17 protein-coding genes are annotated in these 16,286 nt (G+C 73.9%); 8 read left to right on the top strand and 9 right to left on the bottom strand.

What is annotated here, in order from left to right; translation table 11 throughout:
- Window positions 1-92: 92 nt before the first annotated feature.
- Window positions 93-743 carry a TetR/AcrR family transcriptional regulator gene (locus OG861_RS24640; protein ID WP_329193973.1) on the bottom strand — a complete coding sequence of 217 codons (651 nt, stop codon included), beginning with the start codon at window positions 741-743 and terminating at the stop codon, window positions 93-95.
- Window positions 744-832: 89 nt separating this feature from the next.
- Between OG861_RS24640 and OG861_RS24645 the strand changes: the two genes are divergently transcribed.
- From OG861_RS24645 to OG861_RS24655, 3 genes are all read left to right on the top strand, one after another.
- Window positions 833-1,984: an acyl-CoA dehydrogenase family protein gene (locus OG861_RS24645; RefSeq protein WP_329193972.1), complete on the top strand. Its 1,152-nt coding sequence runs from the start codon at window positions 833-835 to the stop codon at window positions 1,982-1,984.
- 92 nt (window positions 1,985-2,076) lie between these two features.
- Entirely contained in the window at window positions 2,077-2,388 is a 312-nt protein-coding gene (locus OG861_RS24650; RefSeq protein ID WP_329193971.1) for a YiaA/YiaB family inner membrane protein, read from the top strand.
- 161 nt (window positions 2,389-2,549) lie between these two features.
- Entirely contained in the window at window positions 2,550-3,176 is a 627-nt protein-coding gene (locus tag OG861_RS24655; RefSeq protein WP_329193969.1) for a TetR/AcrR family transcriptional regulator, read from the top strand.
- A gap of 55 nt (window positions 3,177-3,231) precedes the next feature.
- Here OG861_RS24655 and OG861_RS24660 read toward each other — a convergent pair whose 3' ends face one another.
- Window positions 3,232-3,693 (bottom strand): MaoC family dehydratase, encoded by a 462-nt coding sequence (locus tag OG861_RS24660; RefSeq protein ID WP_329193967.1) that lies wholly within the window; start codon window positions 3,691-3,693, stop codon window positions 3,232-3,234.
- 163 nt (window positions 3,694-3,856) lie between these two features.
- Between OG861_RS24660 and soxR the strand changes: the two genes are divergently transcribed.
- A complete protein-coding gene (gene soxR / locus OG861_RS24665) occupies window positions 3,857-4,306 on the top strand; it encodes a redox-sensitive transcriptional activator SoxR (RefSeq protein ID WP_329193965.1) in 450 nt (149 codons plus the stop codon).
- Here the strand turns inward: soxR and OG861_RS24670 are convergent.
- The 4 genes from OG861_RS24670 to OG861_RS24685 all read right to left on the bottom strand — a co-directional run bounded on the left by OG861_RS24670 (window position 4,281) and on the right by OG861_RS24685 (window position 8,553).
- Window positions 4,281-5,102, bottom strand: coding sequence for a 3-keto-5-aminohexanoate cleavage protein (locus tag OG861_RS24670; RefSeq protein ID WP_329193963.1), 822 nt, complete (start codon window positions 5,100-5,102; stop codon window positions 4,281-4,283). The genes soxR and OG861_RS24670 overlap by 26 nt on opposite strands.
- A gap of 11 nt (window positions 5,103-5,113) precedes the next feature.
- Window positions 5,114-5,701 (bottom strand): hypothetical protein, encoded by a 588-nt coding sequence (locus OG861_RS24675; protein WP_329193961.1) that lies wholly within the window; start codon window positions 5,699-5,701, stop codon window positions 5,114-5,116.
- 153 nt (window positions 5,702-5,854) lie between these two features.
- Window positions 5,855-7,186, bottom strand: coding sequence for a serine-threonine protein kinase (locus tag OG861_RS24680; RefSeq protein WP_329193959.1), 1,332 nt, complete (start codon window positions 7,184-7,186; stop codon window positions 5,855-5,857).
- Window positions 7,187-7,308: 122 nt separating this feature from the next.
- Window positions 7,309-8,553, bottom strand: a complete 1,245-nt coding sequence (locus tag OG861_RS24685; RefSeq protein WP_329193957.1) for an exo-beta-N-acetylmuramidase NamZ family protein — start codon at window positions 8,551-8,553, stop codon at window positions 7,309-7,311.
- Between the two features lie 297 nt (window positions 8,554-8,850).
- Between OG861_RS24685 and OG861_RS24690 the strand changes: the two genes are divergently transcribed.
- The 3 genes from OG861_RS24690 (at window position 8,851) to OG861_RS24700 (ending at window position 12,091) form a co-directional block, all read left to right on the top strand.
- Window positions 8,851-9,615, top strand: a complete 765-nt coding sequence (locus OG861_RS24690) for an SDR family oxidoreductase (protein WP_443056465.1) — start codon at window positions 8,851-8,853, stop codon at window positions 9,613-9,615.
- Window positions 9,600-11,417: a class I adenylate-forming enzyme family protein gene (locus OG861_RS24695; RefSeq protein ID WP_443056464.1), complete on the top strand. Its 1,818-nt coding sequence runs from the start codon at window positions 9,600-9,602 to the stop codon at window positions 11,415-11,417. The genes OG861_RS24690 and OG861_RS24695 overlap by 16 nt, the downstream gene beginning before the upstream one ends.
- 62 nt (window positions 11,418-11,479) lie before the next feature.
- On the top strand, window positions 11,480-12,091 hold the full coding sequence (locus OG861_RS24700) for a TetR/AcrR family transcriptional regulator (RefSeq protein ID WP_329193954.1): 612 nt from the start codon (window positions 11,480-11,482) through the stop codon (window positions 12,089-12,091).
- A gap of 21 nt (window positions 12,092-12,112) precedes the next feature.
- Here the strand turns inward: OG861_RS24700 and OG861_RS24705 are convergent, their stop codons facing one another.
- A complete protein-coding gene (locus OG861_RS24705) occupies window positions 12,113-13,249 on the bottom strand; it encodes an oxidoreductase (protein ID WP_329193953.1) in 1,137 nt (378 codons plus the stop codon).
- A 62-nt stretch (window positions 13,250-13,311) separates the two neighbouring features.
- Here OG861_RS24705 and OG861_RS24710 point away from each other — a divergent pair, with 62 nt between their 5' ends.
- Window positions 13,312-13,719, top strand: coding sequence for a MerR family transcriptional regulator (locus OG861_RS24710; RefSeq protein WP_329193951.1), 408 nt, complete (start codon window positions 13,312-13,314; stop codon window positions 13,717-13,719).
- A gap of 234 nt (window positions 13,720-13,953) precedes the next feature.
- Here OG861_RS24710 and OG861_RS24715 read toward each other — a convergent pair whose 3' ends face one another.
- Both OG861_RS24715 and OG861_RS24720 read right to left on the bottom strand, forming a co-directional pair.
- Window positions 13,954-15,174 carry an acyl-CoA dehydrogenase family protein gene (locus OG861_RS24715; RefSeq protein WP_329193949.1) on the bottom strand — a complete coding sequence of 407 codons (1,221 nt, stop codon included), beginning with the start codon at window positions 15,172-15,174 and terminating at the stop codon, window positions 13,954-13,956.
- A gap of 7 nt (window positions 15,175-15,181) precedes the next feature.
- A complete protein-coding gene (locus tag OG861_RS24720; protein WP_329193948.1) occupies window positions 15,182-16,225 on the bottom strand; it encodes a phosphotransferase family protein in 1,044 nt (347 codons plus the stop codon).
- Window positions 16,226-16,286 lie beyond the last annotated feature (61 nt).

The following is a 16,286-nucleotide window of genomic DNA, read 5'->3' on the forward strand; positions in this document are numbered from 1 at the left end:
CGGTCCCCCTCGCCCCGGTCATCCCCGGTCGCCCTCCTGGACCGGGCACCCGGCGGGCGTCAGGACGTCCGGGTGTCAGGACGTCCGGCGTGTCAGGACGACTGCCGCAGCGTCTCGTACTGGAGTGCCAGACCGTCCAGCAGGGCCGACAGGCCCGTCTCGAACGCGCCCTCGTCCACCTCCTGCTGCCGCTCCGCCAGCAGGTGGGCCTGGCCCAGGTGCGGATAGTCGCCCGGGTCGTATGCCGTCCGGTCGTCCACGAAACCCCGGGCGAAGGAAGCGACCGCCGAGCCCAGGATGAAGTACCGCATCAGCGCGCCGATCCTGGTCGCCTGGGCCGGCGGCCACCCGGCCTGCGTCATCGCGCCGAACACGGCGTCCGCGACCCGCAGCCCCGCCGGGCGACGGCCGGGACCCCGCGCCAGCACCGGCACGATGTTCGGATGGTCGGCCAGGGCGGCCCGGTAGGAGTGCGCCCAGTCGTGCAGGGCCTCCCGCCACTCACGGCCGCCGTCGAACATCGACAAGTCGACCCGGCCGCTCACCGAGTCGGCCACCGCCTCCAGGATCTCGTCCTTCGTGCGGAAGTGGTTGTACAGCGAAGGCCCGCTGACCCCGAGCGCCGCCGCCAGCCGCCGGGTGGACACCGCCTCCAGCCCCTCCGCGTCCACGAGCGCGCCCGCCGCCTCGACGATGAGGTCTCTGCTCAGGAGGGGCTTGCGCGGTCTGGCCATGCGGCACATAGTAAGACCCGGCGCGTTAAACTAGCAGTGCTAATTAACGCCCCGGCCGTCCGAGACCAACCCACCCCCACCACGTCCGGAGGTCCCCGGTGAATCTGGAGCTCAGCGAGGAACAGACCGCCGTACGCCGGCTCGCCCGCGAGTTCACCGAGCGGGAGATCACCCCGTACGCCGCCGAATGGGACCGTGCCGAGAGCGTCGACCGGTCCATCGTCAAGAAGCTCGGCGACCTCGGCTTCCTCGGCCTGACCGTCCCGGAGCAGTACGGCGGCTCGGGCGGTGACCACCTCGCCTACGCGCTCGTCACCGAGGAACTCGGCCGCGGGGACTCCGCCGTCCGCGGCATCGTCTCGGTCTCCCTCGGCCTCGTCGCCAAGACCATCACCGCCTGGGGCACCGAGGAGCAGAAGCGGGCCTGGCTGCCCCGCCTGTGCTCCGGCGACGCGCTCGGCTGCTTCGGCCTGACCGAGCCCGGCACCGGCTCCGACGCGGGCAACCTCACCACCCGCGCCACGCGCGAGGGGGACGCGTACGTCATCGACGGAAGCAAGATGTTCATCACCAACGGCACCTGGGCCGACGTGGTGCTCCTCTTCGCCCGCACCAACGACCAGCCGGGCCACCGCGGTGTCTCCGCCTTCCTCGTCCCGGCCGACAGCCCGGGCCTGACCCGCCGCGAGATCCACGGCAAGCTCGGCCTGCGCGGCCAGGCCACCGCCGAACTCGCCCTCGACGGCGTCCGCGTGCCCGCCTCCGCCATGCTCGGCCCCGAGGGCAAGGGCTTCTCCGTCGCCATGTCGGCGCTGGCCAAGGGCCGGATGTCCGTCGCCGCCGGCTGCGTCGGCATCGCCCAGGCGGCGCTCGACGCCGCCGTCGGGTACGCGGCCCAGCGCGAGCAGTTCGGCAAGCCCATCGCCCAGCACCAGCTGGTCCAGGAGCTCATCGCCGACATCTCCGTCGACGTGGACGCGGCCCGCCTGCTCACCTGGCGGGCCGCCGACCTGATCGACCGGGGGCAGCCCTTCGCCACCGAGGCCTCCACCGCCAAGCTCTTCGCCTCCGAGGCCGCCGTGCGCGCCGCGAGCAACGCCCTCCAAGTGCACGGCGGCTACGGGTACGTCGACGAGTACCCCGCCGGGAAACTGCTGCGCGACGCCCGCGTCATGACCCTGTACGAGGGCACCAGCCAGATCCAGAAGCTCCTCATCGGCCGTGCCCGCACGGGGGTTTCCGCCTTCTAGCAGGCGGCGAGAGCGTCGGCGCGCCCGTCTGAGTACGTACGTGAGTACGCGCGCGGATGCGTGGCCGGCCGCCCCGCCGCGAAGCTGGAGCCATGAACGAGACACCGGTCAAGCAGCAGAACACGGGGGCGTACTACGGCCAGGCCGTCGCCTCCTTCGCCACCGCCCTCGCCGCTGTCGGGCTGGGCATCTACAACATGGACGCCGACGGCTGGGTCCGCGCCTTCCTGGGCATCGCGGTCCTCTACCTCACCACCTCCGCCTTCACCCTCGCCAAGGTCATCCGCGACCGCCAGGAGGTCACGCAGATCGTCAGCCGGGTCGACCAGGCCCGGATGGAGAAGATCATGACGGAGTACGATCCCTTCTCCCCGAAGCAGCCCCCGGGACGCCCGGCCGCCTAGCGGCCGCAGCGCCCGACCGCCGCAGCGCCCCGTAGCCGCTCTGTCCGGCCGCCGCACGCACCCCGACGCTCCGCGCCGAGCGCCGGCGCGCAAAGCCCTAAGCGCTTGCTCACCCTCCGGTAAGGTGTTGGTTCCTACAAGCCGAAGAGGGTGAGCGAGCGATGGACAGTGCCGGCGCGGTCGAGACCGGCGGCTACCAGCCGTGGTCGGAGGTCACCCCCGACGCCGCCCGGCGGCTGCTGGTCGCCGCCGTCGAGACGTTCGCGGCGCGCGGCTACCACGCCACCACCACCCGCGACATCGCCGCCCGCGCCGGGATGAGCCCGGCCGCGCTCTACATCCACTACAAGACCAAGGAGGAGCTCCTCCACCGGATCAGCCGCATCGGCCACGACAAGGCGCTGGAGATCCTGGAAACGGCCGCCGACGGTCCGGGCACCCCGGCCGAGCGGCTCGACGAGGCCGTGCGTTCCTTCGTACGGTGGCACGCCGCGCACCACACCACGGCGCGGGTGGTCCAGTACGAACTCGACGCCCTCGCCCCGGAGCACCGCTCCGACATCGTGGCGCTGCGCCGGCAGAGCGACGCCGCCGTGCGCCGCATCCTCGCCGACGGCGTGCGGTCGGGGGAGTTCGACGTCCCCGACGTCCCGGGCACCACGCTCGCCGTGCTGTCCCTGTGCATCGACGTGGCCCGCTGGTTCAACGTCGCCGGACAGCGCACGCCCGACGAGGTCGGCGCGCTCTACGCCGACCTCGTGCTGCGCATGGTGGCGGCGCAGCCCTGACCATGAGGGCTGCCCTGGCCGTGAGGGCTGCCCTGACCATGAGGGCCGCCGCGCCTCAGAAGTAGTACCGGGACACCGACTCCGCCACGCACACCGGCTTGTCGCCGCCCTCCCGCTCCACGGTCACGGTCGCGGTGACCTGCACGCCGCCGCCCGCCTCCGTGACGTCGGTGATCACCGCGGTGGCGTGCAGCCGGGACCCGACCGGCACCGGAGCCGGGAACCGCACCTTGTTCGTCCCGTAGTTGATGCCCATCCGCATGCCTTCGACGCGCATGATCTGCGGCACCAGGCTCGGCAGCAGCGACAGCGTGAGGTAGCCGTGCGCGATGGTGGAGCCGAAGGGTCCGGCGGTCGCCCGCTCCGGGTCCACGTGGATCCACTGGTGGTCGCCCGTGGCGTCGGCGAAGAGGTCGATCCGCTTCTGGTCCACCTCCAGCCACCCGCTCGGGCCCAGCTGTTCGCCGATCCCGGCGCGCAGTTCCTCGGCGGACGTGAAGATCCTCGGTTCGGCCATGCCTGCCCCTGCCTCTCGCTGATCAAGCTAATAAGCGCTTGCTCAGCATGCGTGGACCGCCCGCCCCTGTCAACGCACCCCCGCCGCCCCTGTCCCCGCACACCCGTCCCCGTCAACGCACCCCCACCCCGGTTCCCCGCCCGGGCCGACTACCCTCGGTCAGGTGCCGCAGATTCCCGGAAAAGTCCACGAACTCACGGTCGGCCAGCTGTCCGCGCGCAGCGGCGCGGCCGTCTCCGCGCTCCATTTCTACGAGGCCAAGGGCCTGATCAGCAGCCGCCGCACCTCCGGCAACCAGCGCCGCTTCACCCGTGACGCGCTGCGCCGGGTGGCCTTCGTGCGCGCCGCGCAGCGGGTCGGCATCCCGCTCGCCAGCATCCGCGAGGCACTGGCCCGGCTCCCCGAGGAACGCACGCCCACCCGCGAGGACTGGGCGGCCCTGTCCGAAGCCTGGCGCAGCGAACTGGACGAGCGGATCAAGCAACTGACCCGGTTGCGCGAGAACCTCTCCGACTGCATCGGCTGCGGCTGCCTCTCGCTCAAGACCTGCGCGCTGTCCAATCCGGACGACGTCTTCGGTGAACGCCTCACCGGCTCCCGGCTGTCGCTGTAGCGGCGCGCGCCCACTCCCGGACGGCGGCCGCCACCAACTCGGCGTTCGAACGCGCAGGCCGCCCGTCCGGCAGCGACAGCACCTCTCCCACGCCGATGCGCGCGCCCGCACCGCACCGCGCGGCCAGACGCAGCGCGGGCCAGGCGGCGGCCTCCCGCCCGAACAGCACCCAGGGCACCGACGCCGGCCCGCCCGGCCCCGACACCAGCCCCAACCCCAGCCCCACCAGTCGCTCCGACACCAGCCCGGACGCCAGCGCGGACACCAGCCCCGACGCCAGCGCCGGATCCGCCTCCGCCAGCTCACCGACCAGCCGAACCCGCCCCGCCCGCCCCGCCACCCAGGCCCCCACACCCTCGGCCCGCCCCGCAGCGCCCAGCGGCACCACCACATCCACCGCCACCCCGCGCGCCAGCAGCGCCGACGCCGTCGCCCGCGCCCCCGGCTCCGCCCAGCGCACCACCGCCCGCTCCGGCAGCACCACCCAAGACCGCACCCGCTCCAGCCGCCCCGCCGGATCCGGCTCGGCCGCCGCGCCCACCGGCACGCCCAGCGGTACGGAGACCCCCGCGCCCCGCAACGCCTCCAGCACCGGCCCCACTACCCGGGGCGAAAGGCTCTCGCGCCCGCACGGGGTCCTCGGGTGGACCAGTACCTCCCGGGCCCCCGCGGCGACCGCCCCCAGCGCGGACTCCGCCAGCGCCTGCGGGGACATCGGCACGGCGGCCCCCTCCGCCGCACCCCGCGCGCCGTTCAGCGCGACCTGGATCCACGCCCCCGGGGCCTTCGGCCCCACCCGCCCACCGCTCACGCCGCCGACGGATACGTCAGCGCGTCCGCCAACGCAGGTCTGGGCACCACGATCCCGCAGCCCCCGCACACCGGCCCGTCCCACGCCCACGCCCCGGCCCACGCCCCGTGACCCGCGCCCACCGGAGGCCAGCGCAGCTCCTGCTCCCCGCAGACCGGGCACGACGTCCCCGGCTCCGACTCCAGCGCCCGCACCAGCCGCCGCAGCACCTCGCCCAGCGTCCCGTCCGGCCGCACCCCCGGGTCCGCGCACCGCACCACCGCGTCCCCGCTGCCGCCCCACGCCCACTCGGGCCGGCGCAGCCCATGGTGCTTCTCGCGCCTTCTGCGCTCCGCGAACTGGCGCTCGTACTCCAGCCAGACCGCCCGCGCCTCCTCCAACTCCTCCAACGCCGCGACCAACCGCCGCGGATCGGCCGCCCGGTCCTCCGGGGCGATCCCGTGCCGGTCGCACAGGTGCCACCACGTCGCACGGTGCCCGTACGGGGCGAACCGCTCCAGACAGCGGCGCAGCGAATGGCGCCGCAACGCCCGGTCGTTGCGCCCGTCCCGCACCTGGTAGGCCAGACTCCGGAATCCCGCCATGACACCCTCACCTCCGCCGCGCCCACGCCCACACCGACGTCGAGACGCCGTACGAGGTGAACGTCGTCCTACGTTCCGACGTGCCCAACATGCCCGGAGGTGCGTGGGCGCATGCGGGGCGGTCGAGGCGTGCGGGTGGCACATGGCCGGAAGTCAGCGCCCCATGCGCCCCGCAGCCACCACGATCCGGGCCAGTTCCTCGTGGCAGATGTCGCTGTGCGCCCCCGTCGGGGCCCCGCCCCTGCGGACCACGGCGCCCGCGTCCACGCTGACGCAACCGGCCGTCGGCAGCCCGTCGCGCAGCGCCGCGGCCAGTGTCATCCGGGGGGCGCCCGCCACCGCCTGCACGCCGTCGTGTCCCAGCGCGCCCCACCGTTCGTCCAGTCCCAGCACACCGGCCGAATCCCCTGCCATCCGCGAGGCCAGCGGGTAGAACACCTTGAGGGCGGTGTCGTAAGGGGAGTGGCAGGCGACCACCGGGCCGTCCACGGCGCGCTGGAGCCCGTGCAGGGTGCCGCCGCGGCTCTTGTCGTGCGGCAGGCGGTCGGTGAAGGCGTAGTGGGAGAAGGCCCCTTGGAGCAGGGTCAGCGATTTCACGTACCGGGCGCCCGCGGGTACCGCGCGCAGGGAGAAGGACACCACCCGGCCGCCGAAGCTGTGCCCGATCAGGTGGATGCGCAGGGCCGGCCTGTGGGCGGCCAGCCGGGCCAGTAGCGGTCCCAGCCCCCGCTCGCCGATCACTCCGGCACGTTTCTTCATCTCGTAGTACGTGGCCTGGCGCAGCACTTCCTTGGCGCCGCTCCACAAGGCGCGCAGCCCGCCGCCGATCGACAGCTCCGCCCCGCCCGTCGGGGGCTCCGCCCCGCCCACGTGCCCACCCGCGTGCCCGCCCGCTTCGACGACGGCCTCGGTGAAGCGGCGGCACACCTCCAGGACGTCCTCGGTGAACATCGCCGGCACGTCCTCGCCGGTGGCGCCGGGTACCGCCGCCACCCCGGCCAGCTCCCGCACCAGCGCCCCGAACTCCACGAACGCGGCCTGCGACGGCGGCCGTTCCTCCAGCAGCTCGGCGACCCGGTCGAGCTCCGCCTCCCGCCCCGGCCAGAACTCCCCGAGCGCCCGTCTGGTGTCCGGGTCCAGCGCCGTCCCGAACCCCGGCTCGGCGAGCGCGCCCGCGAGGCCCCGGGGGTCGAAGTCGGGTATCGGCTCGTCCGCGAAGCGGATCGACGGCCACAGGACCCCCGCGTACCCCAGTCGCACCGCCGGCCCCACCAGGTCCGGGAACGGCTCGAAGAACCGGTCGTAGAGCAGCGTCGAGGTGTGCGGTTCGCTGTTCCAGCCGTGGGCGAAGACCAGCAGGTCGGTGGCGTCCATCCCGTCGAGCGCGGTCCCGGTGCCCGGGGCCGGATCCCCGTCGGCGTCGAAGACCAGCTCCGCGTACGGAGCCACCCCGACGCCCGTTCCCCACGCCGCCCCACCCGACATGACGCCCCCCTCCGGGTCCTGTCACCGCCGCGTCCAGCATCCTGCGGCCGGCGCCGCCCGGCCAGCCCCTCGACGGCTCCCGCTCCGCGAAGACCCCGCCCGGCATCGGATCCAGTACCGCATCACCGGTACAGCAGGTACCCCTCCCGCACCGCCGCGAACCCGGCGAGCCCCGCCGCCCAGTCGCCGGCGATCTCCTCCACCCCCGCCCCCGCGTCCACCATGGTCCGCACCCGGTCGGAACCGGTCAGCCGGTCGATCCAGTGGTCGGGCCGCCAGGCGAACCCGCTCCACGTGCGGCGGGCGGTGACCAGCAGCCCGATCCCCGCCAGCACCGGGTCGAAGGCCGCGCGGTCGTGCACGAGCAGCCTGACCCCGCCGCACACCTTCCCGGCGTGCTTGGAGAAGACCGGCGTGAAATAGGCCTCCCGGAACCACACCCCGGGCAGGCCGAGGGCGTTCGCGGCCTCCGCCCACCGCCGGTCGACGCCCTCGGCGCCCACCACCTCGAACGGCGTCGTCGTACCCCGCCCCTCGGACAGGTTGGTCCCCTCGAACAGGCACGTCCCCGGGTAGACCAGGGCCGTGTCCGGGGTCGGCATGTTCGGGCTCGGCGGCACCCAGGGGAGCCCCGTCTCGCCGAAGAACGCACCCCGGCGCCACCGGGACATCCGTACGGTGCTCAGCGCGAGGGGGCGTTCGGCCGGGAACTCCCCTTGGAACAGCAGTGCCAGTTCGGCCACCGTCATGCCGTGCGCGAGCGCGATCGGCTCGCGTCCCACGCCGCTGGCGTACGGCCGCCGCAGCACCGGCCCGGCCGCCCGCAGGCCGCCGATCGGGTTGGGGCGGTCCAGCACGACCACCGCCTTGCCGGCCAGTGCGGCCGCCCGCATGCAGTCGTACAGGGTCCAGATGTAGGTGTAGAAGCGGGCGCCCACGTCCTGGACGTCGAAGACGACCGTGTCGACTCCGGCCGCCGTGAAGACGTCCGCGAGCTGCCGGCCGCTCTTGCCGTACGTGTCGTACACCGGCAGTGCGGTGGCCGGGTCCCGGGCCGAGCCTTCGGAGCCGCCCGCCTGGGCCGTCCCGCGGAAGCCGTGCTCGGGTCCGAACACCGCGACCAGGTCGACGCGTTCGTCGGCGTGCAGGACGTCCACCAGGTGACGGGCGTCCGCGGTGAGGCCCGTCGGGTTGGTGACCACCCCGATCCGCTGTCCGGCGAGCAGCCCGTACCCGTCCGCGGCGAGCCGCTCGAACCCGGTGCGCACCCTTCCCGGCGCGGCGGCCGCGCCCCCCGGGGCCGCCACGGCCCCCGCCGCCCCCACGGCCCCCGCCAGTCCCAGCACCCCGCGTCGCGACAGCGTCATCCGCACACGCTAGGCCGTCCCTTCCGGATCCTGCCCGACCCGCGCCGTCCGACACCGCACCTCTCCCCCAGCTACCGCTGGGAGGTGCCCCCACGGTCGTCGGGGCGCCGGAGTACGTCCGGTACGCCGGCGCCCCTCCGCCTTGCGAGGCACGGCGCCGGACGACGCGGGCTCGACCGGCAGGCTCCGAAAGAGGCGCCCAGGCGGCCGCCCCCTTCCGATGTGACATACCGACTGGTTAGTCTGCCCCCGGATACCGCCTTCCGGATCCGTCCGTCAGCGTCGAAAGGCATCCCTGTGAGCGCGTACCAGGACCAGCGAGTCGTCGTCACCGGCGCGGGCGGCGGCATCGGCGCGGCCCTCGCCCGCCGCTTCGCCGCCGAGGGGGCCACCGTCGTGGTCAACGACCTCGACCCGGTCAAGGCCGCCTCCGTGGCGGACGGGATCGGCGCCCGGGCCCTCGCGGTGCCCGGAGACGCATCGGCCGTCATCGAGCAGGCCCGCGAGGCCCTCGGCGGGAGCGTCGACGTGTACTGCGCCAACGCCGGACTCGCCTCGGGCGGCGACGCCTTCGCCGACGAGGGCATCTGGGAGGCCGCCTGGGATGTCAACGTCATGGCGCACGTCCGCGCCGCCCGCGCCCTGCTGCCGCACTGGCTGGAGCGCGGGAGCGGCCGCTTCGTGTCCACCGTCTCCGCCGCCGGGCTGCTGACCATGATCGGGGCGGCCCCGTACAGTGTCACCAAGCACGGCGCCCTCGCCTTCGCGGAATGGCTCTCGCTGACCTACCGCCACCGTGGCGTCGAGGTCCACGCGATCTGCCCGCAGGGGGTGCGCACGGACATGCTGACCGCCTCGGGAACGGCGGGCGAGCTCGTCCTCGCGCCGACCGCGATCGAGCCGGAAGCGGTCGCGGACGCCCTGTTCGACGGCATGGAGAAGGGCCGGTTCTTGATCCTCCCGCACCCGGAGGTGGCCGACTACTACGCGGCCCGCGCCACCGGACCCGACCGCTGGCTGACCGGCATGAACCACCTCCAGCAGAAATGGGAGGCACGGTGACCCCGAATCCCCGCTACGCCGACCGGCCCTGGCTGGGCCGTCTCACCGCCGCCCAGCGGGCCCCCGTCACGCCCCCGCCCAGCGTGCTGCACGCCTTCCGGGCGGCCGTCGCCCGCGCCCCACGCCACCCGGCGATCGCCTACTTCGACGGCCGGCTCTCCTACGCCGAGACCGACGCCCTCTCCGACGCGGTCGCCGGACACCTGGCCGCGCGGGGAGTCCGCCGCGGGGACCGCGTCGCGGTCATGCTCCAGAACACCCCGCACTTCGTGCTCGCCGTGCTGGCCGCCTGGAAGGCCGGGGCGGTCGTCGTCCCCCTCAACCCCATGTACAAGTCGGGGGAGGTCGGGCACATCCTGCGCGACTCCGGGGCCAGCGCTCTGGTCTGCGACGCCCGCGCCTGGCCGGCGTACCTGCGCGGGGCCGCCCGGGACAGCGCCGTACACACCGTCCTGACCGCGCACGACACCGACTTCCAGACCCGCGACGACGTACGGGTCCTCACGCCCGGCCGGGACCCGCGGCCGGCCGCCGAGGCGGCGGGCCCGTCCGCCGCCCTCCCCGCGATCCCGCGCCAGAGCCACCCGGACCGCCCCGACCGGGCCGGCGCCGCCCACGGACCCGGCGCCGCCCACGGACCCGGGGCCACCGCGCCCGACGCCGCCGACGACCCCGCCACCGTCGCCGACCTCGTCACCGTCGCCCGCCAGGGCCACCCCGCGCCGCCGGACCCCGGCCCCGCCGCCGCCGACACCGCCCTCATCAGCTACACCTCCGGGACCTCCGGCACCCCCAAGGGCGCCATGAACCCGCACGGCGCCCTCAGCTACAACGCCGTCCGCCAGGTCACCGGCCACCCCGTCCCCGAAGGCGCCGTCTACTTCGCGCTGGCCCCGCTCTTCCACATCACCGGCCTCGTCTGCGAGCTCGCCGCCTGCTTCACCAACGCCGGCACCCTCGCCCTCGCCCACCGCTTCGACGCGGGCGCCGTCCTCGACGCCTTCCTCGAACACCGCCCCGCCTACACCGTCGGCCCGGCCACCGCCTTCATGGCCCTCGCCGCCCACCCCGACGCCACCCCGGACCACTTCGCGTCCTTCCGGGTGATCTCCTCCGGCGGCGCCCCGCTCCCGCCCGCCCTCGTCGAACGCCTGCGCGCCGACTTCGGTTTCTACCTGCGCAACGGCTACGGGCTCACCGAGTGCACCGCCCCCTGCGCCTCCGTACCGCCCCACCTCGAAGCCCCCGTCGACCCCGTCTCCGGCACCCTGTCGGTCGGCGTCCCCGGCGCCGACACGGTGGTCCGCATCCTCGACGAGCACGGGGCCGAAGTCCCCTTCGGCGAGAGCGGCGAGATAGCCGTCCGCGGCCCCCAGGTCGTGCCCGGCTACTGGGGGCTGCCCGACGACACCGCCAAGGCGTTCCCGGACGGCGAACTGCGCACCGGCGACGTCGGCTTCATGGACCGTGACGGCTGGCTCTACGTGGTCGACCGCAAGAAGGACATGATCAACGCCTCCGGCTTCAAGGTCTGGCCGCGCGAGGTCGAGGACGTGCTCTACACCCACCCCGCCGTCCGCGAGGCGGCCGTGGTCGGGGTACCCGACCCCTACCGCGGGGAGAGCGTCAAGGCGTACGTCAGCCTGCGTCCCGGCACCTCGGCCGAGCCCGGGGAACTGTCCGCGTACTGCGCCGAACGCATCGCCGCGTACAAGTACCCGCGCCAGGTGGAGATCCTGCCTGTCCTTCCGAAGACGACCAGTGGCAAGATCCTGCGACGGGAACTGCGCGAGCGCGGCTGAAAACAGTCGGACGGTCGTACGACGCCCTGACAGGCGAGGGAACAGAGAGGAAGGCGAGCGCCATGGCCGCCAGAACCACCACGGAGCCGGAGGGCGGCGCCCGGGAGACCCCCGTGCCGCAGCGGCTGCTGGCCGTCGCCACCCGGCTGTTCGCCGAACGCGGCTACGACCGCACCTCCGTCCAGGAGATCGTGGAGGCGGCCGGGGTCACCAAGGGCGCGCTCTACCACTACTTCGGCTCCAAGGACGACCTGCTGCACGAGGTGTACGCGCGGATGCTGCGCCTCCAGCAACAGCGCCTCGACGCGATCGCCGATTCCGGCGCGCCGGTCGAGGAGCGGCTGCGGGCCGCGGCCGCCGACGTGGTCGTCACCACCATCGAGAACCTCGACGACGCGGCCATCTTCTTCCGCTCGATGCACCAGCTCAGCCGGGAGAAGTCCAAGCAGGTCCGCGCCGAGCGCCGGCGCTACCACGAGCGCTTCCGCGCGCTGGTCGAAGAGGGCCAGCGCACGGGCGTGTTCTCCGGCGCCACGCCCGCCGACCTGGTGGTGGACTACCACTTCGGGTCCGTGCACCACCTGTCCACCTGGTACCGCGCCGACGGCCCGCTCACGCCGCAGCAGGTCGCCGACCACCTGGCGGACCTGCTGCTGCGCGCGCTGCGCCCGTAGCGGCCCGCCCGTGGCGGCCGGTCACACCGACGCGGTGGCGAGCGCCGGGTAGTCGTTGTACCCCTCCGCCCCCTGTACGTGCATCAGGAACTCGGGGCGGAGCTCGTTGAGCGGGGCGTCCACCCGCAGGCGTTCCACGAAGTCGGGGTTGGCGAGGAAGCCCCGGCCCAGCGACACCAGGTCGGCGCCCTCGGCCAGCAGCCCCTCGGCCACCCTCTTGCCGCCGTCGGCCTCGAACTGCTCACGGGAGAGGAGCTGGTTGGCGATCAGCGCGCCCGGCCACGCCTTGCGGTGCGCCGGGAGCCGGTGCCGCTCCTCGGCGGTGTAGAGGACGTGCAGGTAGACCGGGCCGATCTCCGCCAGGGCCGCCAGCAGCGCCGGATAGATCTCCCTGGTGTCGCCCTCCTCGATGCCGTTGACGTTCACTCCGGGCGAGATCCGTATGCCGACCCGCTCCCGGCCGATGGCCTCGGCGGCGGCCCGGACCGCCTCGACGGCGAACCGGATCCGGTTCTCCACCGGGCCGCCCCACTCGTCGGTCCGCAGGTTGGTGCCCTGCGCCAGGAACTGGTGGGGCAGGAACCCGTTGGCGGCGTGCACCTCCACCCCCGCGAAACCGGCCTCGACCGCATTGCGGGCGGCGGCCGCGAAGCCGACGAGGGTGGAACGGACGTCCTCGCCCGTCATCGCGCGGGGAGTCACGGAGTCCCGCACCCCGCTGGGGGTGTGCAGCTGCTCGGGGAGCCGTACGGCGGACGGCGCGAGCGGGACGTGCCCGCTGGTCTCGGGGTGGCCGACCCGGCCGCCGTGTTCGAGCTGGAGGAACATCGCCGCGCCGCCGCCCCGGCCGTCGGCGCCCGCGCGCACCGCGTCGGTGACCCTCCGCCAGCCGGCGATCTGCTCCGCGGTGTGGATGCCCGGAATGTGCGGGTACGCCTGCCCCACGGCGCTCGGCGCGGTGCCCTCGGCGATGATCAGACCGGCCGTGGCGCGCTGCGCGTAGTGGACGGCCATCGGCTCCCCGGGCACCCCGTCGGCGCCGGCCCGGTGGCGGGTGAGGGGCGCCATCACCAGGCGGTTGGGGAGTTCCAGGGCGCCGAGGGCGGCGGACTCGAAGAGGCGGGAAACGGTGGGAAGGACCTGCTGCGTGTGCGTCATGCCCGTAACCTAAAAGCTGACACCGGTGTCAGATTCAAGTCCGGAGACGGCGGGGGCGGGGCATGCGGATCGGTGAACTGGCGGCGCGCACCGGGGTCAGTGAGCGCTCGCTGCGCTACTACGAGAAGCAGGGGCTGCTGGTCTGCGACCGGACGCCCGGCGGCCACCGCGACTACGCGGAGCGGGCGGTCGACCGGGTCATCCGCATCCAGGAACTCTACGCGGCGGGCCTGCACAGCGTGAAGATCGCGCAGATCCTGCCGTGCATGCGCGATACGGACGGCGGGCCGAACGTACGGGCCACCCCCGCGCTCGTCGCCGAGCTGAGGACGGAACGGGACCGGATCGACCGGTTGATCGCCGATCTGGTCCGGTCCCGCGAGGTGCTGGACGAGGTCATCGACGTGGCGTCGGGCAGCCCGGCCGGGGTGGTGGCCGAGGCCGCAGCCACGGCCGCGGAGAGGGGGTAGCCGAGCGGCAGGACGTCCCGGTCACGGGGGGCGCGGCCGCGGTCCCGGGACTCAGCCCCGGGCGCGTCCTCCAGCTCGGTCTTGCCCTGGCCTCGGCCCTGGCCCTGGCCTCGGCCTCGGCCCTGGCCCTGGCCCTGGCCCTGGCCCTGGCCTCGGCCCTGGCCCTGGCCCTGACCGCGGCCCTGGCCCCGGCCCCGGGGGCTCGGCTCGCCGTTCTCCGCGTTCCGCCGGGGGCTACATGTACTGCTTCAGCTCGCGCCGGGCCAGGGACCGCTGGTGCACCTCGTCCGGGCCGTCCGCGAGCCGCAGGGTCCGCGCCGCCGCCCACAGTTCGGCCAGCGGGAAGTCCTGGCTCACCCCGCCCGCGCCGTGCAGCTGCACCGCGTCGTCCAGGATGCGCACCACCGCGCGCGGGGTCGCGATCTTGATGGCCTGGATCTCGGTGTGCGCCCCCCGGTTGCCGACCGTGTCCATCAGCCAGGCCGTCTTGAGGACCAGCAGGCGCAGCTGCTCGACGGTGACCCGGGCGTCCGCGATCCAGTTCTGCACCACGCCCTGCGCGGCCAGCTCCTTGCCGAAGGCGGTGCGGCCGAGCGCACGCCGGCACATCAGCTCGATGGCCCGCTCGGCCATGCCGATCAGCCGCATGCAGTGGTGGATCCGGCCCGGCCCGAGCCGGGCCTGGGCGATGGCGAAGCCGGAACCCTCCTCGCCGATCAGGTTCGCCGCCGGGACTCGGGCCCCGTCGAAGACCACCTCGGCGTGACCTCCGTGGTCGTGGTCCTCGTACCCGTACACCCGCATCGCGCGCCGGACCTCCACGCCCGGAGCGTCCCGCGGCACCAGGATCATCGACTGCTGGCGACGGGGGTCCGCGGCGTCCGGGTCGGTCTTGCCCATGACGATGAAGACCTTGCAGTCGGGGTTCATGGCGCCCGAGATGTACCACTTGCGGCCGGTGACCACATACTCGTCACCCTGTGCGGAGCGCTCGATGCGGGTCTCCACGTTGGTGGCGTCCGAGGAGGCCACCTCGGGCTCGGTCATCGCGAAGGCCGACCGGATCTCCCCGGCCAGCAGCGGTTCCAGCCACTGCTTCTTCTGTTCCTCGCTCGCGAACTGTGCGAGCAGCTCCATGTTCCCGGTGTCCGGGGCGGCGCAGTTGGTCGCCATCGGCGCCAGGTGCGGACTGCGGCCGGTGATCTCCGCCAGGGGGGCGTACTGGAGGTTGGTCAGCCCGGCGCCGTGCTCACTGTCGGGAAGGAAGAGGTTCCACAGGCCCTGACGGCGCGCCTCGGCCTTCAGTTCACCGAAGACGGCCGGGGTGTCCCAGGGCGAGGCCAGCCGTGCGCGCTGCTCGGCGGCGACGGGTTCCGCCGGGTAGACGTACTCCTCCATGAACGTCGTGAGCCGTTCGCGGAGTTCCTCGGTACGGGCGTCGAATGCGAAGTCCATGGGTGGCTCAGCCTTCCTGGAGGGTGTTCAGGCCGTGTTCGATGAAGACCGGGACCAGTTCGCCGATCCGGTCGAAGCCCGCGCCGACGGTCTGGCCGAGCGTGAAGCGGTAGTGGATGCCTTCGAGGATCACCGCGAGCTTGAACCAGGCGAACGCCGTGTACCAGGCGATCGCCCCGGTGTCCCGGCCCGAGCGGGCGGCGTAGCGCTCGATCAGTTCGGCCGGCGAGGGGTGGCCGGGCGCGCCGCTCGTCGTGCTGACGGGGGAGTCGGCCATGCCGAGGTCGGCGCTGTACATGACGAGCAGCCCGAGGTCGGTCAGCGGATCTCCGAGCGTGGACATCTCCCAGTCCAGCACCGCCCGGATGGTGTCGTCCGGGCCGCCGATGAGCACGTTGTCGAGCCGGAAGTCCCCGTGGACCACGGTGGGGGCCGGGGAGTCGGGCAGGGCCCGGCCGAGCGCGCCGTGCAGTGCGTCGATGCCGGGGAGGTCCCGGCCCCGGGAGGCCGCGAGCTGCTTGCCCCAGCGGCGCAACTGCCGGTCGAGGAAGCCCTCGGGACGGCCGAAGTCGCCCAGGCCGACCGCCGCCGGGTCCACCGCGTGCAGGTCGACCAGGGTGTCCACCAGGCCGAGGACGGCCCGCCGGGTGCGGTCGGGGCCGAGGACGGCGAGCTGGTCGGCCGTCCGGTACGGGACCCCCTCCACGAACTCCATGACGTAGAACGGCGCTCCGAGCACCGACTCGTCCTCGCAGAGCAACAGCGGCTCGGGCACCGGTACGGCCGTCCCGTGCAGGGCCTGGATCACCCGGTGCTCGCGCCGCATGTCGTGCGCGGTGGCCAGTACGTGGCCCAGGGGCGGACGCCGCACGACCCAGCGGGTGGACCCGTCGGTGATCACGTACGTGAGGTTCGACCGGCCGCCCTCGATCAGCCGGCCGCTCAGCTCCCCGGCCACGAGCCCGGGCCGGGCCGCGTCGAGGTGGCCGCGCAGCCGGTCCAGGTCCAGGCCCTTCGGGCCGGACTGCGGCGAGGCTGGTGCTGGGGTCATGCGGCGCACCTCCATGCGGAGCGGACTCCGTCCGGAGCGGACTTCATCCGGAGTGGACGGG

The organism is Streptomyces sp. NBC_00539 (assembly GCF_036346105.1).
Classification (GTDB): Bacteria; Actinomycetota; Actinomycetes; order Streptomycetales; family Streptomycetaceae; genus Streptomyces.